This window comes from Pseudomonas frederiksbergensis (assembly GCF_003732275.1).
Lineage (GTDB): Bacteria > Pseudomonadota > Gammaproteobacteria > Pseudomonadales > Pseudomonadaceae > Aquipseudomonas > Aquipseudomonas frederiksbergensis_H.
In genome coordinates this window covers 539,809-564,910 of record NZ_MOBM01000038.1, presented here as the reverse complement: position 1 = coordinate 564,910, position 25,102 = coordinate 539,809, and the positions used below count along the sequence as shown (strand labels likewise).

General features: G+C 60.1%; 24 protein-coding genes and 1 pseudogene. 7 read left to right on the top strand and 18 right to left on the bottom strand.

The genetic code is table 11. From position 1 onward, the window contains the following. Positions 1-43: 43 nt before the first annotated feature. Both BK662_RS21855 and cynS read right to left on the bottom strand, forming a co-directional pair. Complete coding sequence (locus BK662_RS21855; RefSeq protein WP_123359795.1) at positions 44-703, bottom strand: carbonic anhydrase; 660 nt, start codon at positions 701-703, stop codon at positions 44-46. Positions 704-902: 199 nt separating this feature from the next. Further along, the gene (gene cynS, locus BK662_RS21850; protein WP_030130783.1) at positions 903-1,370 is read right to left on the bottom strand and encodes a cyanase; all 468 of its coding nucleotides are present in this window, start codon (positions 1,368-1,370) and stop codon (positions 903-905) included. 119 nt (positions 1,371-1,489) lie between these two features. Between cynS and cynR the strand changes: the two genes are divergently transcribed. Further along, positions 1,490-2,374 (top strand): transcriptional regulator CynR, encoded by an 885-nt coding sequence (cynR, locus tag BK662_RS21845; RefSeq protein ID WP_123359794.1) that lies wholly within the window; start codon positions 1,490-1,492, stop codon positions 2,372-2,374. 1 nt (position 2,375) lies between these two features. Here cynR and BK662_RS21840 read toward each other — a convergent pair whose 3' ends face one another. From BK662_RS21840 to BK662_RS21820, 4 genes are all read right to left on the bottom strand, one after another. Then, the gene (locus tag BK662_RS21840) at positions 2,376-2,678 is read right to left on the bottom strand and encodes a hypothetical protein (RefSeq protein ID WP_123359793.1); all 303 of its coding nucleotides are present in this window, start codon (positions 2,676-2,678) and stop codon (positions 2,376-2,378) included. 167 nt (positions 2,679-2,845) lie between these two features. After that, positions 2,846-3,175 (bottom strand): hypothetical protein, encoded by a 330-nt coding sequence (locus BK662_RS21835; protein ID WP_052962958.1) that lies wholly within the window; start codon positions 3,173-3,175, stop codon positions 2,846-2,848. Positions 3,176-3,746: 571 nt separating this feature from the next. After that, the gene (locus tag BK662_RS21825) at positions 3,747-4,286 is read right to left on the bottom strand and encodes a GNAT family N-acetyltransferase (RefSeq protein WP_123359791.1); all 540 of its coding nucleotides are present in this window, start codon (positions 4,284-4,286) and stop codon (positions 3,747-3,749) included. 233 nt (positions 4,287-4,519) lie between these two features. Further along, entirely contained in the window at positions 4,520-6,469 is a 1,950-nt protein-coding gene (locus BK662_RS21820; protein WP_123359790.1) for a DNA topoisomerase III, read from the bottom strand. A 148-nt stretch (positions 6,470-6,617) separates the two neighbouring features. Here BK662_RS21820 and BK662_RS21815 point away from each other — a divergent pair. Both BK662_RS21815 and BK662_RS21810 read left to right on the top strand, forming a co-directional pair. Beyond that, positions 6,618-6,707: pseudogene (locus BK662_RS21815) on the top strand (M10 family metallopeptidase C-terminal domain-containing protein); the annotation flags it as partial. Positions 6,708-6,862: 155 nt separating this feature from the next. Continuing rightward, positions 6,863-7,225 (top strand): DUF427 domain-containing protein, encoded by a 363-nt coding sequence (locus tag BK662_RS21810; RefSeq protein ID WP_123359789.1) that lies wholly within the window; start codon positions 6,863-6,865, stop codon positions 7,223-7,225. A 254-nt stretch (positions 7,226-7,479) separates the two neighbouring features. Here BK662_RS21810 and BK662_RS21805 read toward each other — a convergent pair whose 3' ends face one another. Together BK662_RS21805 and BK662_RS21800 are read right to left on the bottom strand one after the other, a co-directional pair. After that, the gene (locus tag BK662_RS21805; protein WP_123359788.1) at positions 7,480-9,102 is read right to left on the bottom strand and encodes an MFS transporter; all 1,623 of its coding nucleotides are present in this window, start codon (positions 9,100-9,102) and stop codon (positions 7,480-7,482) included. Positions 9,103-9,273: 171 nt separating this feature from the next. Then, positions 9,274-10,923, bottom strand: a complete 1,650-nt coding sequence (locus tag BK662_RS21800; RefSeq protein ID WP_123359787.1) for a GMC family oxidoreductase — start codon at positions 10,921-10,923, stop codon at positions 9,274-9,276. A 133-nt stretch (positions 10,924-11,056) separates the two neighbouring features. On the opposite strand from BK662_RS21800, the gene BK662_RS21795 reads away from it, so the two are divergent. Together BK662_RS21795 and BK662_RS21790 are read left to right on the top strand one after the other, a co-directional pair. Then, complete coding sequence (locus tag BK662_RS21795) at positions 11,057-11,950, top strand: LysR family transcriptional regulator (protein WP_123359786.1); 894 nt, start codon at positions 11,057-11,059, stop codon at positions 11,948-11,950. A gap of 573 nt (positions 11,951-12,523) precedes the next feature. After that, on the top strand, positions 12,524-12,883 hold the full coding sequence (locus tag BK662_RS21790) for a DUF6124 family protein (protein ID WP_123359785.1): 360 nt from the start codon (positions 12,524-12,526) through the stop codon (positions 12,881-12,883). 172 nt (positions 12,884-13,055) lie between these two features. On the opposite strand, the gene BK662_RS21785 is transcribed toward BK662_RS21790, so the two are convergent. From BK662_RS21785 to BK662_RS21755, 7 genes are read right to left on the bottom strand one after another with little or no spacing between them, the layout of a single operon-like run. After that, positions 13,056-14,474, bottom strand: coding sequence for an ATP-binding protein (locus tag BK662_RS21785; protein ID WP_123359784.1), 1,419 nt, complete (start codon positions 14,472-14,474; stop codon positions 13,056-13,058). Further along, complete coding sequence (locus tag BK662_RS21780; RefSeq protein WP_123359783.1) at positions 14,471-15,133, bottom strand: response regulator; 663 nt, start codon at positions 15,131-15,133, stop codon at positions 14,471-14,473. The genes BK662_RS21785 and BK662_RS21780 overlap by 4 nt, the downstream gene beginning before the upstream one ends. Before the next feature lie 11 nt (positions 15,134-15,144). After that, positions 15,145-15,789 carry a tetratricopeptide repeat protein gene (locus BK662_RS21775; protein ID WP_123359782.1) on the bottom strand — a complete coding sequence of 215 codons (645 nt, stop codon included), beginning with the start codon at positions 15,787-15,789 and terminating at the stop codon, positions 15,145-15,147. Further along, entirely contained in the window at positions 15,786-16,595 is an 810-nt protein-coding gene (locus BK662_RS21770; RefSeq protein WP_123359781.1) for an SDR family oxidoreductase, read from the bottom strand. Before BK662_RS21770 ends, BK662_RS21775 begins: the two co-directional genes overlap by 4 nt. Further along, positions 16,582-17,256: an iron-containing redox enzyme family protein gene (locus tag BK662_RS21765; RefSeq protein ID WP_123359780.1), complete on the bottom strand. Its 675-nt coding sequence runs from the start codon at positions 17,254-17,256 to the stop codon at positions 16,582-16,584. Before BK662_RS21765 ends, BK662_RS21770 begins: the two co-directional genes overlap by 14 nt. Next, on the bottom strand, positions 17,253-18,734 hold the full coding sequence (locus BK662_RS21760) for an AMP-binding protein (protein ID WP_123359779.1): 1,482 nt from the start codon (positions 18,732-18,734) through the stop codon (positions 17,253-17,255). The genes BK662_RS21765 and BK662_RS21760 overlap by 4 nt, the downstream gene beginning before the upstream one ends. Then, positions 18,724-19,401 carry a thermostable hemolysin gene (locus tag BK662_RS21755; protein WP_123359778.1) on the bottom strand — a complete coding sequence of 226 codons (678 nt, stop codon included), beginning with the start codon at positions 19,399-19,401 and terminating at the stop codon, positions 18,724-18,726. Before BK662_RS21755 ends, BK662_RS21760 begins: the two co-directional genes overlap by 11 nt. A gap of 186 nt (positions 19,402-19,587) precedes the next feature. On the opposite strand from BK662_RS21755, the gene BK662_RS21750 reads away from it, so the two are divergent. After that, positions 19,588-20,160, top strand: a complete 573-nt coding sequence (locus BK662_RS21750; protein WP_123359777.1) for a cytochrome b — start codon at positions 19,588-19,590, stop codon at positions 20,158-20,160. Here the strand turns inward: BK662_RS21750 and BK662_RS21745 are convergent. Then, positions 20,141-21,247 carry a DNA alkylation repair protein gene (locus BK662_RS21745; protein ID WP_123359776.1) on the bottom strand — a complete coding sequence of 369 codons (1,107 nt, stop codon included), beginning with the start codon at positions 21,245-21,247 and terminating at the stop codon, positions 20,141-20,143. The two genes, BK662_RS21750 and BK662_RS21745, sit on opposite strands and share 20 nt — an antisense overlap. Positions 21,248-21,406: 159 nt before the next feature. Then, on the bottom strand, positions 21,407-23,215 hold the full coding sequence (locus BK662_RS21740) for a monovalent cation:proton antiporter-2 (CPA2) family protein (RefSeq protein WP_123359775.1): 1,809 nt from the start codon (positions 23,213-23,215) through the stop codon (positions 21,407-21,409). Between the two features lie 194 nt (positions 23,216-23,409). On the opposite strand from BK662_RS21740, the gene BK662_RS21735 reads away from it, so the two are divergent. Continuing rightward, positions 23,410-24,324: a LysR family transcriptional regulator gene (locus BK662_RS21735; protein WP_123359774.1), complete on the top strand. Its 915-nt coding sequence runs from the start codon at positions 23,410-23,412 to the stop codon at positions 24,322-24,324. Here BK662_RS21735 and BK662_RS21730 read toward each other — a convergent pair. Further along, positions 24,314-25,090: a substrate-binding domain-containing protein gene (locus BK662_RS21730; RefSeq protein WP_123359773.1), complete on the bottom strand. Its 777-nt coding sequence runs from the start codon at positions 25,088-25,090 to the stop codon at positions 24,314-24,316. The two genes, BK662_RS21735 and BK662_RS21730, sit on opposite strands and share 11 nt — an antisense overlap. Positions 25,091-25,102: the final 12 nt, after the last annotated feature.

Here is a 25,102-nt window from a genome sequence, read left to right as displayed (position 1 = left end):
TCATGCTGCACCAAGCCTGGCGCAGCTCGGGCGGGTGAAGACTTCAGGCGGCTTCGACCGCTTGACCATACACCGCACAGGTGTCCGGGTGCTCGGCCAGCGACACGAAGTTGCGACGGCTGGCATCCAGAGCATCGACCGAACCGGTCTCGATGTCATACACCCAACCATGCAGATTCAGCAGGCCTTTTTCCTGGGCCAGACGCACGCTCGGGTGAGTCTGGATATTTGCCAGTTGGGCGATAACGTTTTCCCGGACCATCGAATTCACCTTGGCTGCGTCGCTGGCGTGAGGGCGGGAGTCATTGATCACTTTGGCCGACTCGGCGTGTTGCAACCAGCCACTGACTGCGGGCAGGTGATCCATGCATTTGCACTGGGCAATGGCGGTCATGGCGCCGCAGTCCGAATGCCCGCAGATTACGATGTCGGTCACGCCCAATACCGCGACCGCATATTCGACCGTGGCCGACACGCCGCCGGGATGCGGACTGTAAGAGGGCACGATATTGCCGGCATTGCGCACCACGAACAGTTCGCCGGGCTCTTGCTGGGTCAGCAGTTCCGGCACCACACGGCTGTCGGAACAGGTGATGAACAAAGTGCCGGGATGCTGGGTGGTGGCCAGGTGTTTGAACAGGTCGGTACGTTGTACAAAGGCTTCGTTCTGAAACTTCAATAAACCTTCGATGAGCGCTTTCATGGCGGACTTCCTTGCAATGAATGAGGGGGGGTTAATGCCAGTCAGTTAGGCACAATCCATGTGGGAGCGAGCCTGCTCGCGATGGCGGTACATTCAGCATCAATGTTGGCTGACCCGCCGCTATCGCGAGCAGGCTCGCTCCCACAGGAGGGCGGTGTTCAAATTCTTAACTGACTGACATCAGTCGGTGCGGGCTATTTCAGAACGGACGCAGCGGCAGGAACTTGCCGTCCAGAGTAATCACTGCGCGGGAACCACCTTCCGGGTCTTCAACTTTCTTCATGTCCAGCTTGAAGTTGATCGCGCTGATGATGCCGTCGCCGAATTGCTCGTGAACCAGGGCTTTGAGCGTGGTGCCGTAGATCTGGATCATTTCGTAGAAGCGGTAGATGGTCGGGTCGGTCGGGACGCCCGAGAGGCTGCCGCGCAGCGGAATGATTTGGAGGCGGGCCACGGCGTCGGCGTCCAGTTCGAGTTTCTCGCCAATCACTTTGGCGGCAGCTTCCGGCAGCGGATGTTGGCCGAGCAGGGCGGCGGTGACGTAGGCCAGACCCAGGCCGGTGCCGTCGGTCAGATCCTGCCAGGACAGATTCTTGCGCGCCTTGGCATCGAGAATCGAAGTGGTCAGGGCCAGACTCGGGTCCTGGTAAGCGTGGGACTGTTGCATGATGTGACTCCTATCGGTTGTGGCTGGAAAGTGGAGCCATCTTCGGTCGATTGATCCATAGCGTCCAAGACCGATATACAATGCTTCGCATAAGCCCTGCCTATAGATGGTGTACCCCCATGCTGCTTCGACATTTGCGCTACTTGCTGGCAGTCGCCGACCACGGCGGCTTCACCCGCGCCGCCGAGGCGTTGCATGTCTCCCAACCGACGCTGTCCCAGCAGATCCGACAACTGGAGGAAACGTTGGGCGTGAGCTTGTTCGACCGCACCTCGCGCACGGTCAAGCCGACCGATGCGGGACTGGCCTATATCGAAAGTGCCCGTCGGGTACTGGTGGAGCTTGAAGCGGGGAAACGCGCGCTGCATGACGTGAAGGACTTGTCTCGCGGCACTTTGCGATTGGCCATGACGCCAACGTTCATGGCGTATCTGGTGGGGCCGTTGGTGCGCGATTACGTGGCGAAGTTTCCGAACATCCGTCTGCAGATTTTCGAGTTATCGATGGATGACATCGAGGCCGGGTTGCTCGATGACTCGCTGGACATCGCCATCGCCTTTACCCCGGTGAGAAGCCCCGACATCGAGTGCGTGCCGGCGTTTGTCGAGACCTTGGGCGTGATGGTCGGGCGCAGTCATCCGTTGTACGAGCGCCAGAACCCGCTATCGGCAAAGGAGGTGGCGCAGCTGGAGTTCGCGTTGCTGACGCCGGACTTCATTACCCGATCCTCCATCGACGGGTATTTTCGGCAACAGAACATCACGCCCAAAGTGGCGATCGAGGTGAACTCGGTGAGTACGCTGTTGGAGGTCATTCGCCACGCGCCGATGGCCACCATCCTCCCTGAACCCATCGCCACTGCGGAGCGGGCATTGCGCCGGATTGAATTACAGGGCGAAGCACCCCGGCGCGACGCGGCGTTGCTGCGCAGGAAGAACAATTATCACAGCGCCGCGTCGGTGGCGTTCGCGAACCTGGTGATGACCGCCAGCGCCAGCGTGTAGATCAATCATCCACGGACTGGCAGATGCCATTGCCGCCTTTCTTGCTGGTATAGGTCACGGCAACCGAATCGTCATCCGCGATGCTGATCGAGATCGTTACGTCCGCCCCCTTGGCCTCGAAAAGGCGATCGTTGATCATTTTGGTCTGGGCTTCTTTGCTGTTGATCAAGACCGGGCCATCCTGGTCGGCGTGGACCATGATTTTCCCGGGGCAGTCCACATCAAAGGCAGGAACGCCGGGAACGCTGTTCGCATGAGCGGCACCCGCCAACGCCAGTAGCATGAATGTCAGGGTTCTTTTCATCGCAGACCTCCAGTGAATAAACCGATGTCCAGCGCTCTGTTAACCATAGCTCTGTTCTTTTGACTCAGTGCGAAGTAAGAGGTGTATACGCGACAAACAAAAAAAGGCCCCGCTCGATGATACGAGCGGGGCCTTTTGTTTATGGGGGGAGACCCCTTTGAAAGAGATCAGTACAACCGATCAATCACCCGAACTTCGTTCTGGTTCTGCATCGATGCCCACGCTTGTTTCAGCGTTTGCAGCACATTACCGATGAAGTCCTTGTCGGCCGCGGCTTTCTTGCCGACATAGCCTTGGCCGCGACGGTACATCTTCAGTCGGGCGAGCAGGTTCTGGTTGTTCTGGTCGAACTCTTCTTCGTGGGCATGAGGCGACAGGCAGTCGATATGAACCTGGCCCGATTTGCTGATCCACAGAATATGGCTGTCCTGGCTGTCTTTTTGCGCAGCGAACAAGCGAGCCAGTTCATCGATAGTAGGTTGATTGTTCAGATTCATTGTAAGCCCCTTGACCATTTGGTGATCTTTCAAAGTTGATTCGCTAATACAAGTAGCCCATCGGTTAGTTGATCCCTGGCACCGAAACCAGGACGTCAGCGGTCGACCGTCAATACGACGGGGTCTCGCGTCTGCTGCATGTAGTCGTGTTGAATAACTGCTACGCAATAGCGTCACAACGAAGAGAAGCAGCGAAAACCTGGAGGCCACTGCCGACATTTTCAGGGTCGGCCACAAGCTTCATGAGGATTGATCGCCAGCGCTTCTCGTCCTTTGTACTGGACGTTCAGGCCAGGTCAGCTTCTTCAATCTGCCTTGTGGGCAGCGTGTATCCGGGAAAAACAGCTCGGCGGTCAGACGAGCTTGCTCAAACGTGTTGCCTGTACTCCCGATCGGGGAGACGTCTGCATCATGCAAGGGCAAACCGGAGGCGTCAACGGTTTTGTAGTGATTATTTTTGTTCACTACATATTGTCGGACAAAGTGGTTTTGGAATTAGAAAGTCGGGTGTGGCTAGCGATTGGAGGGCTGTGATGTCACAGAATCGCCAAGATCGTACCTTCGGCAGCTCCTACCCCGGCCCCGTAGGAGTTGCCGAAGGCTGCGATCTTTTAAAGCGGTAAACGGTGCATGGATAACCGTCGATCGACAGGTGATGCAAGGTGAACTCGCCACCCGTGAGATCGGGCATCACCCTGGCCCAGAACAGCCGTGCAGGCTGGTTGGCATCGATGTGGAAAATCTGCCATTGACCGGGGAATCGGTTCAAGAGGGCAGAGACGACAAACTTCGCGACGCCTTGGCCACGAAAGCGTCGACTGACAAAAAAGTAGCCGATGTTGTGCTCGGCGCCGACGGTATGGGTTTCATTATCCACGGTCACAAAACCGGCAAGCTCGCCGTCAACCTTGATCAGAAACGGCCTGGTTGCCGGGTTGCGCCAGTAATCAAGCTTGGGCTGGATGTTGAAGAAGCCATGATCCCCGAGTTTCAGGGGCAGCCATTCGCTGAAATCGTAGATGTAGAACTGCATCAGGTTTTCGATGGTTTCCAGTTCGTCGCGCTGAGCGGCGTGCAGTTCTATTGAGGGCTGGCTTCTGATTGTCGTCATGGTCGTACCTTTTCAGAAAGCTGGGCTGTTGCCTGATGCCTGTCAGTTAGGGGGCGGAACCTGTGGGAGCGAGCCTGCTCGCGATAGCGGTGTGTCAGTCGACATCAATATTGACTGTGCCGTCGCCTTCGCGAGCAGGCTCGCTCCCACATGGATTGGGCTTGACTGACTGGCATGGGGGCTATTGCCGGACATGAAGAACACTAGACCATTCAGGTTCGCTCGAACTGTCCTCAAGCCTTGCTTGCCGGTTTCACCGCGCGTTTGGTGCCGGTCGAGGGCTTGCGTTTGGCCGGTTTGCGTTTGTTTTTCCACGGTGTGGCGCCACGCCCGGCCGGGCTTGCCGGCCCGCTGATGGTCAGGTTCAGGCCGGCGCAACGTGCCACCTGCTTGCTCATCCACGCAGCCTGTTTGGTGACGAATTCTTCCAGGCTCATTTCACCGCTCTGCACCATGTCCAGGGCCTGTTCCCAGATCGCCGTGGTTCCGGGGTCGGCAATCGCGCGCGGCACGGCATCGATCAGGCTGAACGCTGCCGGCGTCGCGGCCAGGGCCTTGCCATTCTTGATCAGGTAGCCGCGGTCCAGCAGGCCCTGGATGATCGAGGCGCGGGTGGCTTCGGTGCCGATACCAGTGGTGTCCTTGAGCTTCTGCTTGAGCAGCGGATCTTCCACCAGTTTGGCGACGTTCTTCATCGCCTTGATCAGATCACCTTCGGTGAATGGCTTGGGCGGCTGGGTCCAGAGGTCCTTGAGCTTCACGTCGGCCACTGCGCAGTCACGCCCTTCTGCCAATGCCGGCAGTGTTTGTGGTGCCGGTGCTTCGCGGCCCTTGGCTGGCGCGAGGGCTTCGGGCAAGGCGCGTTTCCAGCCGGGCTCGACAATCTGCTTGCCCACGGCACGCAAGGCTTCACCGGCACAGTCGAAGTCGGCCTGGGTCCGGTCGTACTCATGGTTGGGCAGGAACTGCGCCAGATAACGCGCACGAATCAGGGTGTAGACCGCCCGTTGCTTGCCTACCAGTCGGTCGAGGTTTTTCGCCGCCGCAGTGGGAATGATGCCGTGGTGAGCGCTGACCTTGGCATCGTTCCAGGCCCGTGAGCGGCGCTGGGGCTCCAGGTAATCGTGCAAGGCGTTCAGGGCCGGATCGGCTTGCCGAAGCGCCGCCAGAATACCCGGGGCTTCGCTGTGCTGACTCAGGGGCAGGTAGCCGCAGTCGCTACGCGGGTAGGTAATGACTTTGTGGGTTTCGTACAGCGCCTGGGCAATATCGAGGGTTTCCTGAGCACCGAGCCCGAGCTTCTTTGAACAGACTTCCTGCAACGTGCCCAGATCGAACGGTAAAGGCGCGACTTCGCGCATCCGCTCGGTGCGCAGTTTGATCACCCGAGCGCTCGCCGCACCGCTAATGGCCGTAGCCGCTTTTTGCGCCAGCGCCTGATTCAGGCAACGGTCCTGATCGTCGCAAGCGTCGGAGGACGCACGCCATTGGGCGGTGAACGCGGTGCCATCGTGCAGCAGTTGCACATCGATCGCCCAGTAGGCGACCGGGACGAAATCGGCAATGCTGCGGTCGCGATCCACCACCAGGCGCAAGGTCGGTGTCTGCACCCGACCGACCGGCAATACGCCCTGATAGCCGGACTGACGCCCCAGCAGGGTGAACAGCCGACTCATGTTCATCCCGATCAGCCAGTCGGCCCGGGAGCGCCCCAATGCCGAATGATAAAGGCTGAACGTCTCGGCCCCCGGCTTGAGCGCCGCCAGTGCCTTGCGGATCGATGCATCGTCCAGCGCCGACAGCCACAGCCGCCGGATCGGCCCGCGATAACGGCAATGCTCCACCAGTTCCCGGGCGATCATCTCGCCCTCACGGTCGGCGTCGGTGGCAATCACCAGTTCACTGGCCTCGCCGAGCAAGCGTTTGACCGCCTTGTACTGGCTGGCCGTGCGCGGTTTGACGGTCATCTTCCATTTTTCGGGAATGATCGGCAGATCCGCCAGCACCCAACGCTTGTAACGCGCGTCATAGGCATCCGGCGGTGCGGTTTCCAGCAGATGGCCGATGCACCAGGTCACCGTGACACCCGTTCCCAGCCAGCAGCCGTCGCCCCGGCGCTTGGCGCCGAGCACGGCCGCGATGTCTTTGGCCTGGGAGGGTTTTTCACAGAGGTACAGCTGCATAACCACCATCATCAATCAGTGTTCGGGAGATGCACAGAATGGCGGCTGATGAGCGATGGAGCAATCTTTATCTGTATGGATGTACAGCTTAAGCTGTTGCCGTTGATGACTGTGGTCAATCCACCACGATCAACCTGGTGCCAATGGCGGTGCCAACCTCGAGACTCGCGCCGACGACACGGTCTATGGTTTCAACTCCAACGCCAAGCGGGATTTCGACAGTACTACCTCTGCGAGCAAGCTTGCACCCGTTCGGCTGCGAAACCGTCGCGTCGACGGAACATGGGTTATACCTGATGGTTCCTGGTAAAGGTGTGTGAGGGCTATGCTGCCCATCGCGAACAAGCCTGCGCTCCATTTGGATCTTCGCCGTTGTAACAGAGGAGCTATCCCATGAAAGTCCCAGGTCCCGGTAATCCCATCGCCATCGCCCCTCAACCCGGCTGCGTGGTGGTGAAGTTCCATGGCATTCAAGTGGCGTCATCCACTCGGGCGCTGGTCATGCATGAGGCCAATTATCCTCCGGTGTACTACATCCCTCGTGAGGACATCGCCGAACACTATTTCGCCCGCACCGACCACACCAGCTATTGCCCGTACAAGGGCGATGCCAGCTATTTCAGCCTGCAAATACCCGGGCATGAAGGTGCCAATGCGGTGTGGAGTTATGAGGACCCGAAGGTGTCAGTTGAGCAGATTCGCGGGTATGTGGCGTTTTATCCTGAAGAAGTGACGTTTGAGGTGCTTGATACCTGAGGTGCAGAAAGCATTGTGGTGGGGGGCTTGGCCTAATGTCGGCCAGTTAACAGAAATTCAGAGTCTCGCGTACCATTGTGGCGAGGGAGCTTGCTCCCGCTGGGGCGCGTAGCGGCCCCGAAGCCTGTCAGCGCACGGGATTCAGATAGAGCATGGTGTCCGTCTTGCGACTGCTTCGCAGCCGAGCGGGAGCAAGCTCCCTCGCCACAGGAAGCCCGCTCCCACAGGTAAGCCTGGGCTAGAGGTACGTGCCGTCAGTTCTTGTCCAGATCCACATTCTTCGTCTCACGCAAACAGATCATTCCCACCACCAGGCTCACCCCGGTAATCACCACCGGGTACCACAGCCCATAGAAAATATCCCCGGTGTACACCACCAGGGCAAACGACACCGTCGGCAGGAAACCACCAAACCAGCCGTTGCCGATGTGGTAGGGCAGGGACATGGAGGTGTAGCGAATGCGGGTCGGGAACAGTTCGACCATCAACGCTGCCAGCGGGCCGTAGCACATGGCGGAGATGATAATCAGCGCCACGATCAGCGCCACGATCATCGGTTTGTTGATCAGCTGGGTGTCGGCTTTTGACGGATACCCAGCCAGGGTCACGGCGCCACGCAGGGCCGCTTCATCGTAGCCTTCAAGTTTCACTTCACCGACGCTGACCTGCACGGCGCTGCCGGCCGGAGCCGCTTCGCTGTTGTAGGGCAGGCCTTGTTTGACCAGGAAGGTTTTGACCTTGTCGCACGGGCTATCAAATTTAGCCTTGCCCACCGGGTCGAACTGGAAGGTGCAGGTGGCCGGGTCGGCCAGCACGGTGATCGGTGCCTGGCGGCTGGCCTGGTCGATGGCCGGGTTGGCGTAATGGGCCAGAGTCTTGAAGATCGGGAAGTACAGCGCGGTGGCCAGCAACAGGCCGATCATCAGCACCGGTTTGCGCCCGACCTTGTCCGACAGCCAGCCAAAAAAGATGAAGAACGGTGCGCCAATGATCACGCTGACGATCAGCAGACTGTTGGCCAGGGCCGGGTCCATTTTCAGGAATTGGGTGAGGAAGAACAGCACATAGAACTGCGCTGCGTAGAAGGTCACCGCTTGCCCGGCGTTGATGCTGAACAGCGCAATCAGCACCACTTTGAGGTTGTCCCATTTGCCGAAGGAATCGCGCAGCGGCGACTTGCAGAGCTTGCCTTCTTCTTTCATTTTCACGAACGCAGGCGACTCATGCAGGCTCAAGCGAATCCAGGTCGAGATGCCCAGCAGCACGATTGAAAACAGAAACGGAATGCGCCAGCCCCAGACTTCGAACTGGTCACCGGTGAAGTAGCGGCAGCCGAGCACCACCAGCAGCGACAGCAGCAAGCCGAGGGTGGCGGTGGACTGAATCCAGCTGGTGTGGAAACCGCGTTTGCCGATCGGCGCGTGTTCCGCGACATAAGTGGCCGCGCCGCCGTATTCACCGCCCAGCGCCAGACCCTGGAGCATGCGCAGCACCACGAGGATGATCGGCGCGGCAATGCCGATACTCGCATAAGTCGGCAGCAAACCGACGCAGAACGTCGCCAGGCCCATGAGGACGATGGTCGCGAGGAACGTGTATTTACGCCCGATCATGTCCCCCAAACGTCCGAACACCAGCGCACCGAACGGCCGCACGATGAAGCCGGCGGCGAAGGCCATGAGCGCGAAGATGAACGCCGTGGTGTCGTTGACCCCGGCGAAGAACTGTTTGCTGATGACCGCCGCGAGGGCGCCATAGAGGAAAAAGTCGTACCACTCGAACACCGTCCCGAGGGACGAGGCGAAGATGACTTTCTGGGTTTCCTGACTGGTGCCGGCGCTGCGGACGGCTTCCAGGGGCTGAACATGTTCTGACATATCGGTATCCCTCACAGTGATTGTTTTTGTTGTTCCACTGGTGTTGCGTGTTCCTTGTAGGGGTAATGCTCAATGCTCGCGAATCAGCTGCAATCCCTGTTGGAGTGCAATCCCTTGTGGGAGCGAGCCTGCTCGCGATGGCGGTGTATCAGTCACCATAGATGTTGGATGTCAGACCGTCATCGCGAGCAGGCTCGCTCCCACAGTGGGGGTGTTGGCGGTAGTTTCGAGGATCAATTGCGCAGCTTTCTCGGCAATCATCAACGTCGGCGAGCAGGTGTTGCCTGAGGTGATGCGCGGCATGATCGAAGCATCGGCGATGCGCAGGCCGGGGATGCCGTGAACACGCAACTCGGCGTCGACCACCGCGTGCGCATCGTTGCCCATCCGGCAGGTGCCCACCGGGTGGAAAATCGTCGTGCCGATCCGGGCGGCCGCTTCGTGCAATTGCTCTTCACTCTGCAAGCTGTCGCCGGGCAGGTACTCGACCGGTTTGAACGCTTGCAAGGCGGGCGCGGAGACGATGCGGCGGGTCAGGCGGATGGCGTCGGCTGCCACTCGCAAGTCTTCGGGATGACTCAGGTAGTTGGGCTGAATCAGCGGCGCTTCCCGCGGGTCGGCGGAACGAATGTCTATCCGGCCACGGCTTTGCGGGCGCAGATCGCAGACCGACGCAGTGAAGGCGGGGAAGGCGTGCAGCGGCTCGCCGAAGCGCTCCAGCGACAACGGTTGCACGTGGTATTCGAGGTTCGCCGAGGTCTGCTCCGGCCCCGAACGGGCGAAGGCACCGAGTTGGCTCGGTGCCATGGACAGCGGGCCGCTGCGGTCATACAGATAACGCAGGCCCATGCCCATCTTGCCCCACAGCGTGCCGGCAATCTGGTTCAGGGTGCGGGCGTTTTCCAGTTTGTAGATCAGCCGCAGTTGCAGATGGTCCTGCAGGTTGCCGCCCACGCCGGGCAGTTCATGGACAACGCCGATGCCCAGTTTTTGCAGGAGCGGGCGAGGGCCGATTCCGGAACGCTGAAGGATGCCCGGTGAACCGACGGAACCGGCACACAGCACAATTTCCTTGCGTGCCTTGAAGGTTTTGGCCTGGCCTTGCCAACGTGCGCTGACTGCTGAGGCACGGCCGTTTTCCAGCTGCACGCGGTCCACTTCGACGTCGGTCAGCACCGTCAGATTGGCGCGCTGGCGGATCGGTTTGAGAAACGCCTTGGCCGCGTTCCAGCGGATCCCGGCTTTCTGGTTGACCTGGAAATAGCCGCAGCCTTCGTTGTCGCCCTGATTGAAGTCATCAATGCTGGCAATGCCGCTTTGCTCGGCAGCGGTGCGGAAGGCGTCGAGGATCGGCCACGACAGCCGCTGCCGTTCGATCCGCCATTCGCCGGCAGCGCCATGAAACTCCGAGTCGCCGGCAAAGTGGTTTTCGCTTTGTTTGAACAGGGGCAGAACGTCTTGCCAGCCCCAGCCGGCATTGCCCTCGGCCGCCCAGCCGTCGTAATCACCGGCCTGGCCGCGCATGTAGATCATGCCGTTGATCGAAGAACAGCCGCCGAGCACCTTGCCGCGTGGGTAGCTCAGGGCGCGGCCTTGCAGGCCCGGTTGCGTTTCGGTCTTGAAGCACCAGTCGGTGCGCGGGTTGCCGATGCAGAACAGGTAACCGACGGGAATGTGAATCCACGGGTAGTTATCGCGGCCGCCGGCTTCGAGCAGCAGCACGCGATGCTGCGGGTTGGCTGACAATCGATTGGCCAGCAAACAACCGGCCGGCCCGGCGCCGACCACGATGTAGTCGTATTCATCAAGGGAAGTCTGCATCCCTGACCTCGTATTGTTGTTCTTGTTGTCGGTCATCCTAGTTGTTAGCTTTCGTTAAAAGAATGTTAGTTTTTGCGCAGCTGCTGTGCGTTTTTAGACAGCGTCGTTAACGGCATAACGTCAGGGATGGTTCATGTTCGACTGGAATGACCTGCGGTTTTTTCTCGAATTGCAGCGCAGCGGCCGCTTGCTCACCGCCGCTCGCCGTTTGAACACCACCCACGCCACCGTGGCCCGGCACATCGAAGCCATTGAAAAAAGCCTCGGCACCGCGCTGTTCGTCCAGCATACCCAAGGCTACGAATTGACCCCGGCCGGCGAAGCGCTGCTCAAACACGCCGAGGCCATGGAAAACGTCGCGCTGCTGGCTCAGGAAGAAATCACCCAATCATCCGCGCCGCTGGGCAAGATCCGCGTCGGGGTGACGGAAGGGCTGGGCATCATGTTCCTCGCCAGCCGCATGAACGGGCTGTTCGAACGCTATCCGGGGTTGGAGGTGGAGCTGGTGGCGGTGCCGCGCTTCGTCAGCATTCTCAACCGTGAAGCCGAGATCAGCATTCACCTGGAACGCCCGGCCGCCGACATGCTGGTCACTCGAAAACTCACCGATTACCGACTGGCGCTCTACGCCAGCCAGGCCTATCTGGACCGCGCGCCACCACTGCGCAGCCGCGAAGACCTCGGTCGGCATGCATGGATCGGCTACGTCGACGACTTGCTGTTCAGCCAGGAACTGATGTTCCTCAACAGCTTCTGCCGCAACCCCCAGGTGGTCTTCCACAGCACCAGCGTCATCGCCCAACAACAGGCCGCGCGCTCGGGGTTGGGGATCGCCGTGTTGCCGTGCTACATGGCCAGCGCCGATCCGGACTTGGTGCCGTTGCTGCCGGATGAAAGCATCCAGCGCAGTTATTGGATCAGCACGCGGCGCGAGCTGCACAAGTCCGTGCGGCTGCGGGTGTTGTGGGATTACGTGGTGGAGTTGTGTGAGCGTGAGCAGGATCTGCTGCGAGGCTCCTACGGGTAATGCTGTTCACTTAAGAGAATCTTGAGTCAGTGAGAAACCTGTGGCGAAGGAGCTTGCTCCCGCTTGAGTGCGTAGCACTCACAAAAACCGGCGATTGTTCAGATTTTGGGGCCGCTACGCAGCCCAGCGCAAGCAGCTCGCTCGCCACAAAGGCAGGCATGACCGAAGAGTCGCGCTTAAGTGAACATCATTACGCTCCTATGGGGCACGTTTTAAACAAGAAAAACCGCGATCGTTTAAATGAAGCTTGCCGTTACCATCCAGAGGCTACAACGCCTTGCGCCACTCCCTACACGTAAGACAGAATCCGCCGGCTTGTGCGCCTTGGGCCCGCTCGGTAACTTGATTCCCGTCACTGCTCATCAGTGATCGGGTCTGCAAGCCCGCCGGAATACCAGTCGCATAGCCCTGCCAAAGGACGCTCGTTTATGTCCGCGAAATGGCGGCTTTGTGCGGGAGATCTTCGGATCTGCCGGGTTCCTGGTTTCCCGGTCTTGCAGACCCGCACATGGCTGCCACCCATCATCTGCAAGTGATGTCGGTAGTTCCTAATGAACAATCAGGAGTTTCACCATGATCAAACCTACGCCCAATCCGCCGGACACCGATCCGATATCCCCGTACGAACCCGATTCAAAAAAACTCAATGAGGCCGCCAAACGCGCCCTCGACTTCCACTTTCCATCGAATGCCGATATCAAAGCCACCGCGCGTAACCCCAGCAAGCTGTTTGCCGTGGCCCCAGAGGCCACAGCCGAAACCCTGGCGATTTTTTTGGTCGAGACGCTGGCCTCGGTCGATGTGATGGTCCATCAGTTGGTGGATCATCTGGAGGGTGAGTCACGCTACGCCCTGCTGGGCATTTCAAACAGCATCATGGTGGCGGAGATCACCGCGAACCGGGTTCTGGATCACATTGATACGCCCGAGTAGGCATGGGCTGCTGTGGTGAGTGAGTGACTGACGCAGGGTTGTGCAGTGGCTCCTTTTTTGGGACCGCTTCGCGGCCTAGCGGGAGCAAGCTCCCTCGCCACAGATTGTTCAGCGGCCACGAACAGGATGTGCCGCATGCACCATTCGCCTGTAGGAGCGGGGCTGTGGTCATTCAGCCATTGGGCGGCAGCTCGCGGGTGGTCCGTCGCACAGAGTTGTGCTTCTGGCCATCGGGAATCGACAGGGTCGCCCGCAGCCCGCCTTCGGGTGGATTGACCAGCGTAATCCGCCCACCCAGCCGCGTCGCAATGGTGCTGACGATGGTCAACCCCAACCCCGCGCCCCCGGTATTTCCGCGGCTGTAAAAACGTTCGAACAACCGCGTACGTTCCGCTTCGTCGATGCCCGGCCCCTGGTCCTGGACGCTCAAGTTGTAGAACCCTTCCTCCTGGCTCAATTGCACGGTGATGACGCCATGCTCTGGCGAAAAATTCGCGGCGTTGGTGACCAGATTGTTCAGGGCGATGTCGATGGCGGCGGCGTCGGCGAGGACTTTGAACGGCTGGTCATCGACGTCGAAGGCCAGTTCCAGGTTCCGGCTCAGTAACCAGGGTGTGAGTTGGGCCAGGCTGGCGCGCACGGTTTCGCTCAGGTCGATGCTGTGCAGCACCGGCGCCACGGCTTTGGGCTCGAGACGGGCCATGGTCAGCAACTGATTGACCAGGCGGCTGGTGCGGTCGACCCCAGCAATCAGAAACGCCAGGGATTCACGACGTTCCTGTTCCGTGCCGGCTTCCTGCAGGTTTTGCGCATGCACCCGCAGCACGGCCAGCGGCGTGCGTAATTCGTGGGCGGCGTCGGCGATGAAGCGCCGCTCGCGGCCAAGCACCTCTTGAATTTGCGCGAGCATGCGGTTGAGCGCTGCCTGCATCGGTTCCAGTTCGCTGGGCAATGGAGTCAGTTGCAACGGCTCCAGAGAACCACTGTGCCGTGCCCGCAACGTTTCCGCCATATTGGCCAGGGGTTTGAGCCCCCAGCCAATGGCCAGCCAGACCATGGCCGCCAGTATCAGGCTGCCCAGCACATTGGGCCACAGGGTATGACGCACGATCCGGTCTACCAGGTCCGCACGCACGTCGTCCCGTTCACCGACCCAGATGCGCAGGTCATTCTGTTTGTCTTCGAGCATGAACACCCGCCAATGGCGGTTGTGCAGATCCACCACATCGCTGAAACCGGATTTCGTCGGCGGCGCCGTGAAGGAGGGCGCACTGGCGGTATGCACCAGTACTTCGCCCTTGCGATTCCACACCTGAAAGGCAATTTTGCTTTCATAGGGATGACCATCAACTCTCGGCACCGCTTCACTCAAAGCCATGTTGAATGCCTGGTACAGTTCGGCGTGTTCATTGCTGGCCAACGGCATGCGCATCACACCCTGCAGCAACCGGGCGTTCTGGGCCAGTTGGGCGTCGTAGACTTCGGCAATCTCGTGATTGCTGTCGTGCAGGTTGAGCACGCTGATGATCGCCAGGCCAGTCAGTAACAGGCCGATGATCAGCGTCAGGGTGCGACGCCGGATGGAAGTCATCGACGCTCCTCCACCAGGTACCCGACACCGCGAATGGTGCGGATTAGGTCGGTGGAGAACTTCTTGCGCAGGTGATGGATATGCACTTCCAGGGTGTTGCTTTCGGCTTCTTCGTTCCAGCCGTAAAGCAGTTGCATCAGGTGATCGCGGGTCATGACCCGGCCCGGCGGCGAAAGCAATTCGTGGAGCAGTTGATATTCCTTGGGCGTCAGCGCCACCGGCTCGCCTTGATAGCTGACTTGCTGGGTGCCGGGGTTCAGGCTGATGCCGGCGTGTTCGATCAGCACTTGGGCGCGACCGGCGCTGCGTCGCAACAAGGCCCGCAGGCGAGCCTTGAGTTCGGCCAGGTCGAAGGGCTTGATCAGGTAATCATCGGCCCCCGCATCCAGGCCGGCGATGCGGTCTTCGGTGGCGTCCCGGGCGGTGAGGATCAGTACCGGCAGGTTAGAGCCGCTTTCGCGCAGGCGGCGCAACACTTCCAGGCCATCCAGGCGCGGCAGGCCGAGGTCGAGCACGGCCAGGTCAAACGTCTCGCTGAGCAGCGAATGCAAGGCACTGCTGCCGTCTTGCAGCCAGTCGACGGTGTAACCCTCACGGCCCAGGGCCTGATGAATGCCCTCGCCGAGAGCCACGTCATCCTCGATCAGTAATAAACGCACGCGGACTCCTGTCAGCTGAGTTTCTTGTTCACGTCCACCAGTAATGCCTCGATCTCTTTGCGGCGCCCGGCATCGGCGCTTTCCCGGCCAGGACGCGGTGCCGCTTGCAGGGCTTTTTGCAGTGCGTCCTTGGCTTCACCATAGCGCTTTTGACGGTAAAGGTGATCGCCCCAGAAGTACAGACTGTCGATGCCGGCCGGGTTCAACTGCAAGGCCTGCTTCAACAGTTGTTCGGCCTTGTCGGCATCGCCGAAACCGATGGGCCAGCCGGGCACGCGATCATACAACGCCGCAAGGCTGGTGTAGGCCGAGCCTTGCAGGGCCTTGGGATCAATGGCCAGGGCTTTTTCCAGATCGACTTTGGCGGCCTTGGCTTTGCTCAGGGCGCCGAGGCCACCCTGGGCTCCGGCCCAACTGCTGGTGACAATGCCGGACCAGATCCACGCTTCAGCCAGGGATTGACGTTCCTGGGTGAACGCCGAGGCCTGGGTCGCGAGTTTTTCGAAGGCCGCGGTGCGCTGTTCGGCGGGCAATTCGTATTGAATGTGCGCCCAGCTTTGCTGAATGCCATTGAGGCGCTGCTGATCGGCGGCGTCCAGCGCCCAGACACTTTGGCTCAACACCCCGAACAGCAGGCACGTGACGATTTTTTTCATGGTTTGAGGCTCTCGTTATCGGGCTTCTGACTGAGGCGACGGATCAGCGGCAATTGTTTGCGCAAGCCACGGTCCACCAAGTGCGGCAACAGACTGTTCAGGCGGACGAAAAAGCGTTCCGGCCAGCCCAGGTACAAGTCGCGCCGGTCACCGGCAATCGCATGGATGACCGCCGAGGCAACGGTCTGCGGGTCGTCGACGTTGGCTTTGAGCGCGTCGTTCAACGCCTGGGCCGCCGGGCTGTTCATGCTGGTGTGGGTCGCCCGGGGGGCGACGTAGAGCACGCTGATGCGAGTGTCGGCCAGTTCCCGGCGCAGGGCTTCGGAGAAACCGCGCAAAGCAAATTTGGTGGCGCAATAGCTGGCGTAACCGGGGTAACCGATGGAGCCGTAGGTTGAGCCGACGTTCACCACCATGGCGCTCTCGGCTTGTTTGAGCAGCGGCAGCAACAGCTTGGTCAGGCAGATCGGCGCACTGATGTTCACCGCCAGCATCGCATTGATCTCGCTGTCATCGAGCTGTTCGAGCATGGCGAAGTGATTGACCCCGGCGGCATTGACCAGCAGGTTGATGCCACCGATGGCTTCGGCCGCAGCCAGCACTTTGTGTCGGTCGCCGGGGACGGTCAGGTCAGCGCCGACCCAACACAGGTGCAGCGGGTAGTGTTCGAGCAAGGGCTCCAGCGACTCCCGGTGCCGGGACACGGCCAACACCCGCGCGCCACTGGCACACAGGGCACTGGCAATGGCCAGGCCGATACCGCCGCTGGCTCCGGTCAAAACCACACGGGCTTCATGCAGCTGCATGCAGGTTCTCCCCATCGCGGGGCAGGCCGCGGAACATGTCGGTATAGAGTTTGTAAACGACCTTCGAGGCATGAATCACCGCGGCTTGATCCGCCGGGTCTTCGAGTGTGTTCATCAGCCGGCGGTAAGTTTGCATGTGTTCGATATCCAGCGAGCCGTGGGAGCTCAGGTAGCTGAAGGCGGTTTCCGGCAGCGCCAGGCGTTCGCGGATGCTGCCGGCCGCGTGGGTGGCCAGGGCAATGCTGGTGCCTTCCAGCACGTTGACCATGCCGAACAGGCCCACCGGGTTGTCCCGTGCAATCAGGTCGTAAAGGAAGCTGACCATCAACTCGATTGGCAGCGATGGACGACCGTCACACACCGCCTCTCTGTCGCCACCACAGGCCTCGATGTCGTCGAGTACCCATTGTTCGTGGCCGTATTCGTCCTCGATGTACTCGCACACTGCTTTGCGCAGCCATTCCAGCCGCTGCGGCAGCCGTGCGCCGCACGCCATCATCAACGGCACGGTATGGCGCACGTGGTAGTAGGCCTGGGCGAGGAAGGCGCGGTAGCTCTCCAGGCTGACTTTGCCCTCGAGGGCATCGCGGATGATCGGCAGGTTGAACAACTCGTGGCGTTCCTGCTGGGTGGCTTCTTGCAGGGTGTCGAAAAAACTCATGATGCGGATTCCTCGGAAAAAACGGAGTCAGTGAGCTGCGCCCGGTAACGCTCGACGATGGCGTCGCGGCGTGGTCGGCCATTGGCGGTCAGCAAGCCGTTGGCGGCGGTGAACGGTTGATCGAGACGGGTCCAGTGATGAACCTGGGCGTAATCGGGCAGGGCCTCGTTGGCCTGGGCCACCGCAGCGGCCAGTTCTTCATCGGTGCAGTCCGGCCGATGGGGCCAGAGTAGAGCGTGGTTGGTTGGCATCGCTTCGCCGTAGACGAACGCCTGAGCGATGTGGCGACGCTGAGTGAGTTCGGCCTCGACCCATTCCGGATTGACGTTGCGACCGAAACTGGTGACGAACTGATGCTTCTTGCGCCCGTTGAGGTAGAGAAAACCTTCCGGATCGAACTCGCCGAGATCGCCGGTCGGCCACCATTCATCGCTGAAGGGCGCTTGCCCCAGATAGCCGAGCAGGGTCGAGCCCTTGACCAGCACTTCACCATCATCGGCCAGGCGAATCTCAACATGGGGCAGGGGCCGGCCGACGCTGCCGGGGCGGCGCGCGCCCGGGCGATTGAGGCAGACCACCGACGAGCATTCCGACAACCCGTAACCCTCGTAAACCGGAATGCCGATGCGCTGAGCGCGATGCAATAATTCTTCGGAAACCCGCGCACCGCCCACGGCGGCAAAGCGCAACGACTGAGGGTTGAACGCTTTTTGCTCGGCGGCGCTGACCAGCATCAGCAGCAACTGCGGCACCAGGATCAAGCTCTCGGGTGCGCGGATGGCCAGGCAACCCAAAAGCCGCGGCACATCGACACCGCTGGCGCCTTGAATGCCCAGGGTTTTCTGGCTGGGTACGCTCAAGGTCGCGCCGGCATACAGCGCGGCATAACAGCCGAGGTTTTCCAGCAGAATCGCCAGGGGCAGCAGCGCCAGGTGATGCCGTGGATCGGTGGGCTTGCTTGCCTGATCCAGTTCACGGGCCACCCGCAAAAGGCTCTCGGCGCTCAGGCACACGCCTTTGGGCGTGCCGGTGGTGCCTGAGGTGAAGGTCAGTTTGGCGGTGCGTTCGGGTATCCGGTTCGGATCGCTGAAGGTGCGACGCCAGAATTCGCCGGTCTTCTCGTAGCCGGCCGCCTGCAGTTCGGCCTCCAGTTCCGGTTCGGCAATCACCCGTTCGGCCTGGCTCTGTTCCAGGCAATGACTGCGTTGTGCCGGGCTGAAGAAGGGCGGCAACGTCAGGCAGGTCAGGCCTTCGAACAGTACGGCCAGGTCCCATAGTATCGCCTCGGCGCCGTTGTCCAGGGCCAGCGCGACCACTTTGACGTGCTCATCGCGCAGACGCTGTTGGCGGTACATGACCTCGGCGTACAGCGTGGCGTAGTCCAGTTTCAACTGATCGCCCCACAAGGCGATGGCGTTGGTCTTGCGTTCGGCGTGATTGCGCAGGGTCTGTTTGAACCGCTCCATTTCAGGCGACATGGCTGGACTCCTCAAGGGACGTCGGCAACCCCAGGCGATTGAACAGACCGATGTTGCGTAAATGGATGAAACCGGCGCGGATGTTGCCGACATGCACCCATGGCTGACTCTCGTAATAACTGCCCCAGAGGTGACGGTCGTCGCCCAGTCGCGCAGGGTCGGCGGCGCAGAGCGTCACCGGCTTCAAGCCCAGGCGATGAAAACTGTTCACCAGCCCGATGTTGCCGGTGAACGCCACCCATTCCAGCCCGCCCATGGCCAACAGGTAGGTGATGGCGATGATGCTCAGGCGCGCACTGCCGGTATCGCTGGCAGCGAGGTTCCCGACCTCGACAATACCGGCCCGGTCCACGGGTTGACCGGCAGCGTCGCTGATCAGCGGATCGATCGCCTCGTCCAGGTAACGCTCCAGAAACAGCGGTTCGGCACTGGCCAGTCGTACGCCGGCCACCGCACACAGCGTGCCTGACGCATCGCTCATGCCGAACAGCTGTGGCATGAATTGGCGGATGTCGGCGCCGTGGGTCTTTCGAAAACGCTGCTGGATAAAAGCTTCGAAGACCGGACGCTGGGGATCGTCCGGCAAGGCTCTGGCCAGACTCATCTGCGGGGTTTCGGCTTGGCCGAAGTGCAGGGGCAGAGGGATGTTCCAGTCGAAATCGGGCATGGGCAAGAACGCCTCCCTGAGTAAGTTTGGGAGGAGTATCAAAGGCAATTCTTAACGGAGTCTGAAGGTGGCCTTCAGATTGCCTTAAGACTGGGCGGGCAGGGTGGCGCCGGTCGGTTCGACGAAACCGGATCCAGGCTGTACGAAATGAGTCGGCAGCCGCCACCGATCTTCACGAGGCCCTGTATGACCCGAGATTCAGCAGTACACCGGTATGGAAAACTCTCGATCACCTTGCACTGGCTGATGCTGGCGCTGTTCGTCGGCGTTTACGGTTGCATCGAGATCAAAGGATTGTTGCCCCGTGGGCATGCCTTGAAGGGCCTGTTTCTGGGGCTGCACGGCATATTCGGGTTGAGCATTTTTGTGCTGGTCTGGGTTCGCTTGCTCGGGCGCCTCACGCCCCGACCACCGATTACCCCGGCCCCACCCACCTGGCAGACGGGCGTCTCGCACCTCATGCACCTGGCGCTTTATGGGCTGATGATCGCTACGCCGCTATTGGCCTGGTTGATGCTGGCCGCCGGGGGCAAGCCGATGCCGTATTTCGGCTTTTTCCTGCCGGCGCCGATTGCGGTTGATCCCGATCTGGCCAAGCAACTCAAGCATTGGCACGAATTGCTCGGTAGCACTGGCTATTGGTTGATTGGTATGCATGCAGCGGCGGGGTTGTTCCATCACTACTGGGTCCGCGACAACACGCTCACGCGCATGCTGCCGGGCGGCTCTGGTGTGGGCATCAATGAGCGTCAGCGATAATTCGGAATTGGGTGCTGGCCAAGCGTTCGCCATTTACCAGAATGTGCACCGCGTGCTGGCCGGCATAGTGCCTGCGGGTGGTCAGTTCCTTGATGTGCTGACTGCGGCTAATGGCTTCGCTGGCATTGTCGGACAGCGTGAGGGCTTTAAGTTTGAACACCTTTGCCGAGGTGCTGCCGTTGGCTTTGACATAATCGATAGCGTAATCGATCACCAATCGCTGACTGTCCGGGACCGTGGACTTCACTCTGAAAGACAAAGTGATTTTCTCCCCCAGTCGAATCACCGCCGGCTCAACCTTCACGTCAATGATTTCAACTTCGGGCTTGCCACCCGCGCCAATGATTGCCAGCGCCCGCTTGTTACCTTGTTTGATCAAACTGCGCAGAGCGTGTATGGCGATCCACGCCGTATGCTTGTTGTCCAGCGACCAACCCTCGATCAGCGCCAGCACCCACTCGGGATGATCCTTGGTGATGTCGTTGAGGTGGTTGGCCACGGATTTGCGCACGTAGAGGCTGTCGTCGGCCTTGAGGTTGTCGAGGATCGCAACCGCCAGTGTCGGGTCGGCCTGGACCTGTTCCAGGCGGAACGACCATGGCAGGCGCGGTCGGCTGCCTTCGCTCGCCAGGCGCCGGACGTGTTCGTTTTCATCCAGCGACCAGTCGTGCATCAGCGCCAACGAGCGTTCGATATCACTGCGCAAAAAATGCCGGATGGCAAACTCCGAGGAGCCGAAGGAAGTGAAATATTTGAGCGAATTCATCGACAGATCGAACGTGTGAGCGCCGTAGGTCGCGACGTAGTGCGGCAAAAACATACTGACGAAGGCGCTGTTGAGGCGCGGGGCGAGGGCGCGCAGGACGTCCAGGGATTCTTCAAAATCGAGTGGCAACACCGCGTGCAGACATTCACTGACGCGGGCCATGCGTTGCATGACTGACAATTTCGCCAGACCGGTTTTGGCCAGTTTCAGGAAAGCTTTGGCATCGAAGCCGGGGTAGACCGCAGTCATCTCCGTGGCGATGTGCGCGAGGCGTTCGGCGTTGAAGATTTCCTTCAGGGCGGGGGAGGTCTGGTCAGCCATTGTGGGTTCCTTGGTCGTTGTTATTTATCCCATGCACCGCGTCATCGTTCATCGCGAGCAGGCTCGCTCCCACAGTGATCGAGTCAGCCACAAGATTTTCGGCTGACATAGATCCCCTGTGGGAGCGAGCCTGCTCGCGATGGGGACATCAGATTCACCTCAAGCCTTACCCGCTTCCTCCTCCAACTGATCCGACTCAAACAGTTTTGCCAGTTCCGCCCGTGCTTCCTGCGCGGTCTGCATCACCTTGGCCGCATCGTCGTACACCGCATGCTGGGCTTCCAGCACCTGTTCATCGTGATGGGTAAAGCGCTTGATCCGCGCATCCGCCTGGGCCTGGGTCAACCCTAGTCCAACCAGGGTCCGCCGGGTCATTTCCAGGCTGGAGTAATAGGTTTCCCGTACCGCCTGAGCCCCGACATCCACCAACCGGTGTACATGCTGACGGTTACGGGCGCGGGCGATGATTTTGATGTGCGGATAAAGCTTGTGTACCACCTCGGCCGTCTTGATGTTGGTGTCCGGATCATCGGTGGCGATCACGAAAAACTCCGCTTGCTCGACCTTGGCCGCGCTGAGGATTTCCGGGCGCATCGGATCACCGTAGAACACCGGCACGCCGCCGAAGCTGCGGGACAGTTCAATGGTTTCCACCGACGTGTCGAGGGCGACGAACTTGATGTTCTGCGCCCGCAGAATCCGCGCCACGATCTGCCCCATACGGCCCATGCCGGCGATGACTACGCGAGGTGTGTCGGTGTCGATTTCGCGGAATTTCTCCGGCACCTCCACCGGTTGAACCTTGGGTTTGACCAGTCGTGCGCAGGCCAGCAACAACAGCGGTGTCAGCGCCATCGACAGGGTGATGGTCAGCACCAGCAAGTCGTACAGGCGCGGCTCGAACAAGCCCTGATCCCGGCCGATCTTGAACACCACAAAGGCAAACTCACCACCGGCCGCCAGCACGATGCCCAAGCGAATCGCATTGACCTTGCCCAGGCCCCCGGCCAATCGACCGACCACAAACAGCAACGGCAGCTTGATCGCGATCAGCAGCACCGTCAGCCCCAGCACCACAATCGGCGCACTGAGCAACAAACTCAGATTGGCGCCCATGCCGACGCTGATGAAAAACAGCCCCAGCAGCAGGCCCTTGAACGGCTCGATCTGCGCTTCCAGTTCGTGGCGATATTCGGAATCCGCCAGCAGCAAACCGGCGAGGAACGCGCCAAGTGCCATGGACACACCGACCAGGTCCATCAGCCACGCCGTACCAATCACCACCAGCAACGCAGTGGCGGTGGACACCTCCGGCAAGCCGGTCTTGGCCACCACGCGAAAAACCGGTCGCAGCAAATACCGCCCGCCAATCACCACCACCGCGATACTGCCCAGCACCCGCAAACCATGGTTCAGATCATCGGCGGCGCTGCTGGTGTGATCACCGCCGGCCAGCAGTGGCACCATCGCGATCAGCGGGATCGCGGCGATGTCCTGGAACAGCAAAATCGCGAACGCCAACCGCCCATGGGGGCTGGTCAGTTCCTTGCGCTCGGCCAGGCTTTGCAAACCAAATGCAGTAGACGACAACGCCAGGCCAAGGCCCAACACGATGGCGCTGTTCAGGGATTGGCCGAACACGAACAACGCCAGCACACCAATCACCGACCCGGTCAGCAGCACCTGCGCCAGGCCCACGCCAAACACCGATTTGCGCATCACCCACAAGCGTCGCGGCGACAGCTCAAGGCCGATGATGAACAGCAACAACACCACCCCGAGTTCGGAGATATGGCTGACGCTTTGCGGATTACCGATCAAGCCAAGCACCGACGGCCCGATGATCACCCCGGCAAACAGATAACCCAGGACCGCCCCCAGTTGCAGGCGCTTGGCCAAAGGGACGGTGAGCACCGCCGCGAATAAAAAGACGACAGCGGCTTGCAACAGATTGCCTTCGTGGGGCATGGCGAAACTCCATTAACTCGGTGCGACGGGGGCGCATAGGATAAAGGCTGACACTGGATGCGTCAGCCATGAACGAAAACGTTATGCGCCGACACACATCGCGAGCAGGCGACAAAGATGTCGTTACATTTGGCATCAATTAGTTACATTAATAGGATAAGCTGATCAATCCGTTTCGTTCCCGAGTGCGCACCATGACCATCAACTTCGACCTTAACGATCTGCAAGCCTTCCGCGCCGTGGTGGAGCAGGGCAGCTTTCGAAAGGCCGCGGACACGGTGCGTATTTCCCAACCGGCCCTTAGCCGGCGGATCGAAAAGCTCGAAGACGCTCTGGGCGTGAAATTGTTCGAGCGCACCACTCGACGGGTCAGTCTGACTCAGGCCGGACGCGGTTTCTTGCCCAGCGTTGAGCGCTTGCTGGATGACCTGGACGTTGCGCTTTTAGGCATCAGTGAAGTCGCTTCGAGCCGGCTCGGCCACGTGACCGTCGCGTGTGTACCGTCTGCGGCGTACTACTTCATGCCGCGTGTGATCGCCCACTACCACCGGCAATTTCCGCGGATCAAGGTCAAGGTGCTCGATTCCAGTGCCCACGAGGTATTGAGCGCCGTCGTCAACGGTGAAGCGGATTTCGGTCTGAGTTTCATGGGGGTTCTGGAGGTCGAAGTCGAGTTCGAGCAGTTGGTGCAGGAAGGTTACGTGGTGGCGTGCAGACGAGATCATCCCCTGGCGGGACGCAGCAGCGTGACGTGGGATGAGTTTTATCAGCAGGATTACATCTCGCTGGACAAGACTTCGGGCAATCGATTTCTGCTGGATCAAGCGCTGGCTGGCGTGGTGCCCAAGCGGCCGAGCATCTGCGAAACCCGTCATGTGACGACCATGATCGGTCTGGTAGAAGCCGGGTTGGGCGTGGCAGCGGTGCCGTTGATGGCGATGCCGGCTGCGGACCATCCGATTCTGACGCGGGTACCGCTGACCGATCCGCAGGTGATGCGCAGTGTTGGTTTGATCAAGCGCCGGGGTCGTACGTTAACCCCGGCGGCATTGGCGTTGGAGCGCCTGGTGGTGGAAATGAAAGTCCAGCAACCCTCGGTCAGTGGCTGACCGAGTCCAGCCCCGTTGCTTTTACATCCGGCTGAGCTGCGGTGGAGGCCAGGTATTCAAGCAGCGCCTTGGCCTCGGTCGGGTGTTGCGCATTGACCGGAATGCCGGCGGCGAAACGGGTGACCGATTGCACCGATTCTGGAATTTTCGCCACAAAGCTCACTCCCGGCACCGGCAGCAATTCGCTGACCTGCTGGAAGCCCAGTTGATAGTCACCGGTGGCAACAACCGAGCCCACCGGGATTTTCGAGATCATTTTTGACTTGGGTTTGAGCTGGTTTTCGATGCCCAGGCGCTTGAACAGTTGCTGTTCGATGTACACACCGCTGGCACTGTCGGAATAGGCGACTGATTTGGCATCGAGCAAGGCTTTTTTCAATCCATCCTCCGAGCTGATATCCGGCTTCGGCGCACCTTCACGCACTGCCAGACCAATTCGCGAATCCGCCAGTTCGACCCGTGAAGCGGGATCGATTTTGCCTTGCTTGATCAGGTCGTCGAGGGCATAACCGACCATGATGACCACGTCGGCTTGTTCACCACGGGCCAGACGATTGGGAATGGCTTCCGGGGCTTTTCCCATGGATGGGCCGAGGGCGGTGTCCAGGGTGTTGCCGGTAGACTCGACAAATTTCGGGCCGAGGATCTTGTAGGCTGCGGTGAAACCACCGGAAGTCATCACACGGATTTCTTCGGCCTGGGCGACTGCACTCAAACCGAGGCTGATCACCAGGGCCAGGGCGGTGAAGTTGAAAAATTTTTTCATCGAATGGCTCTC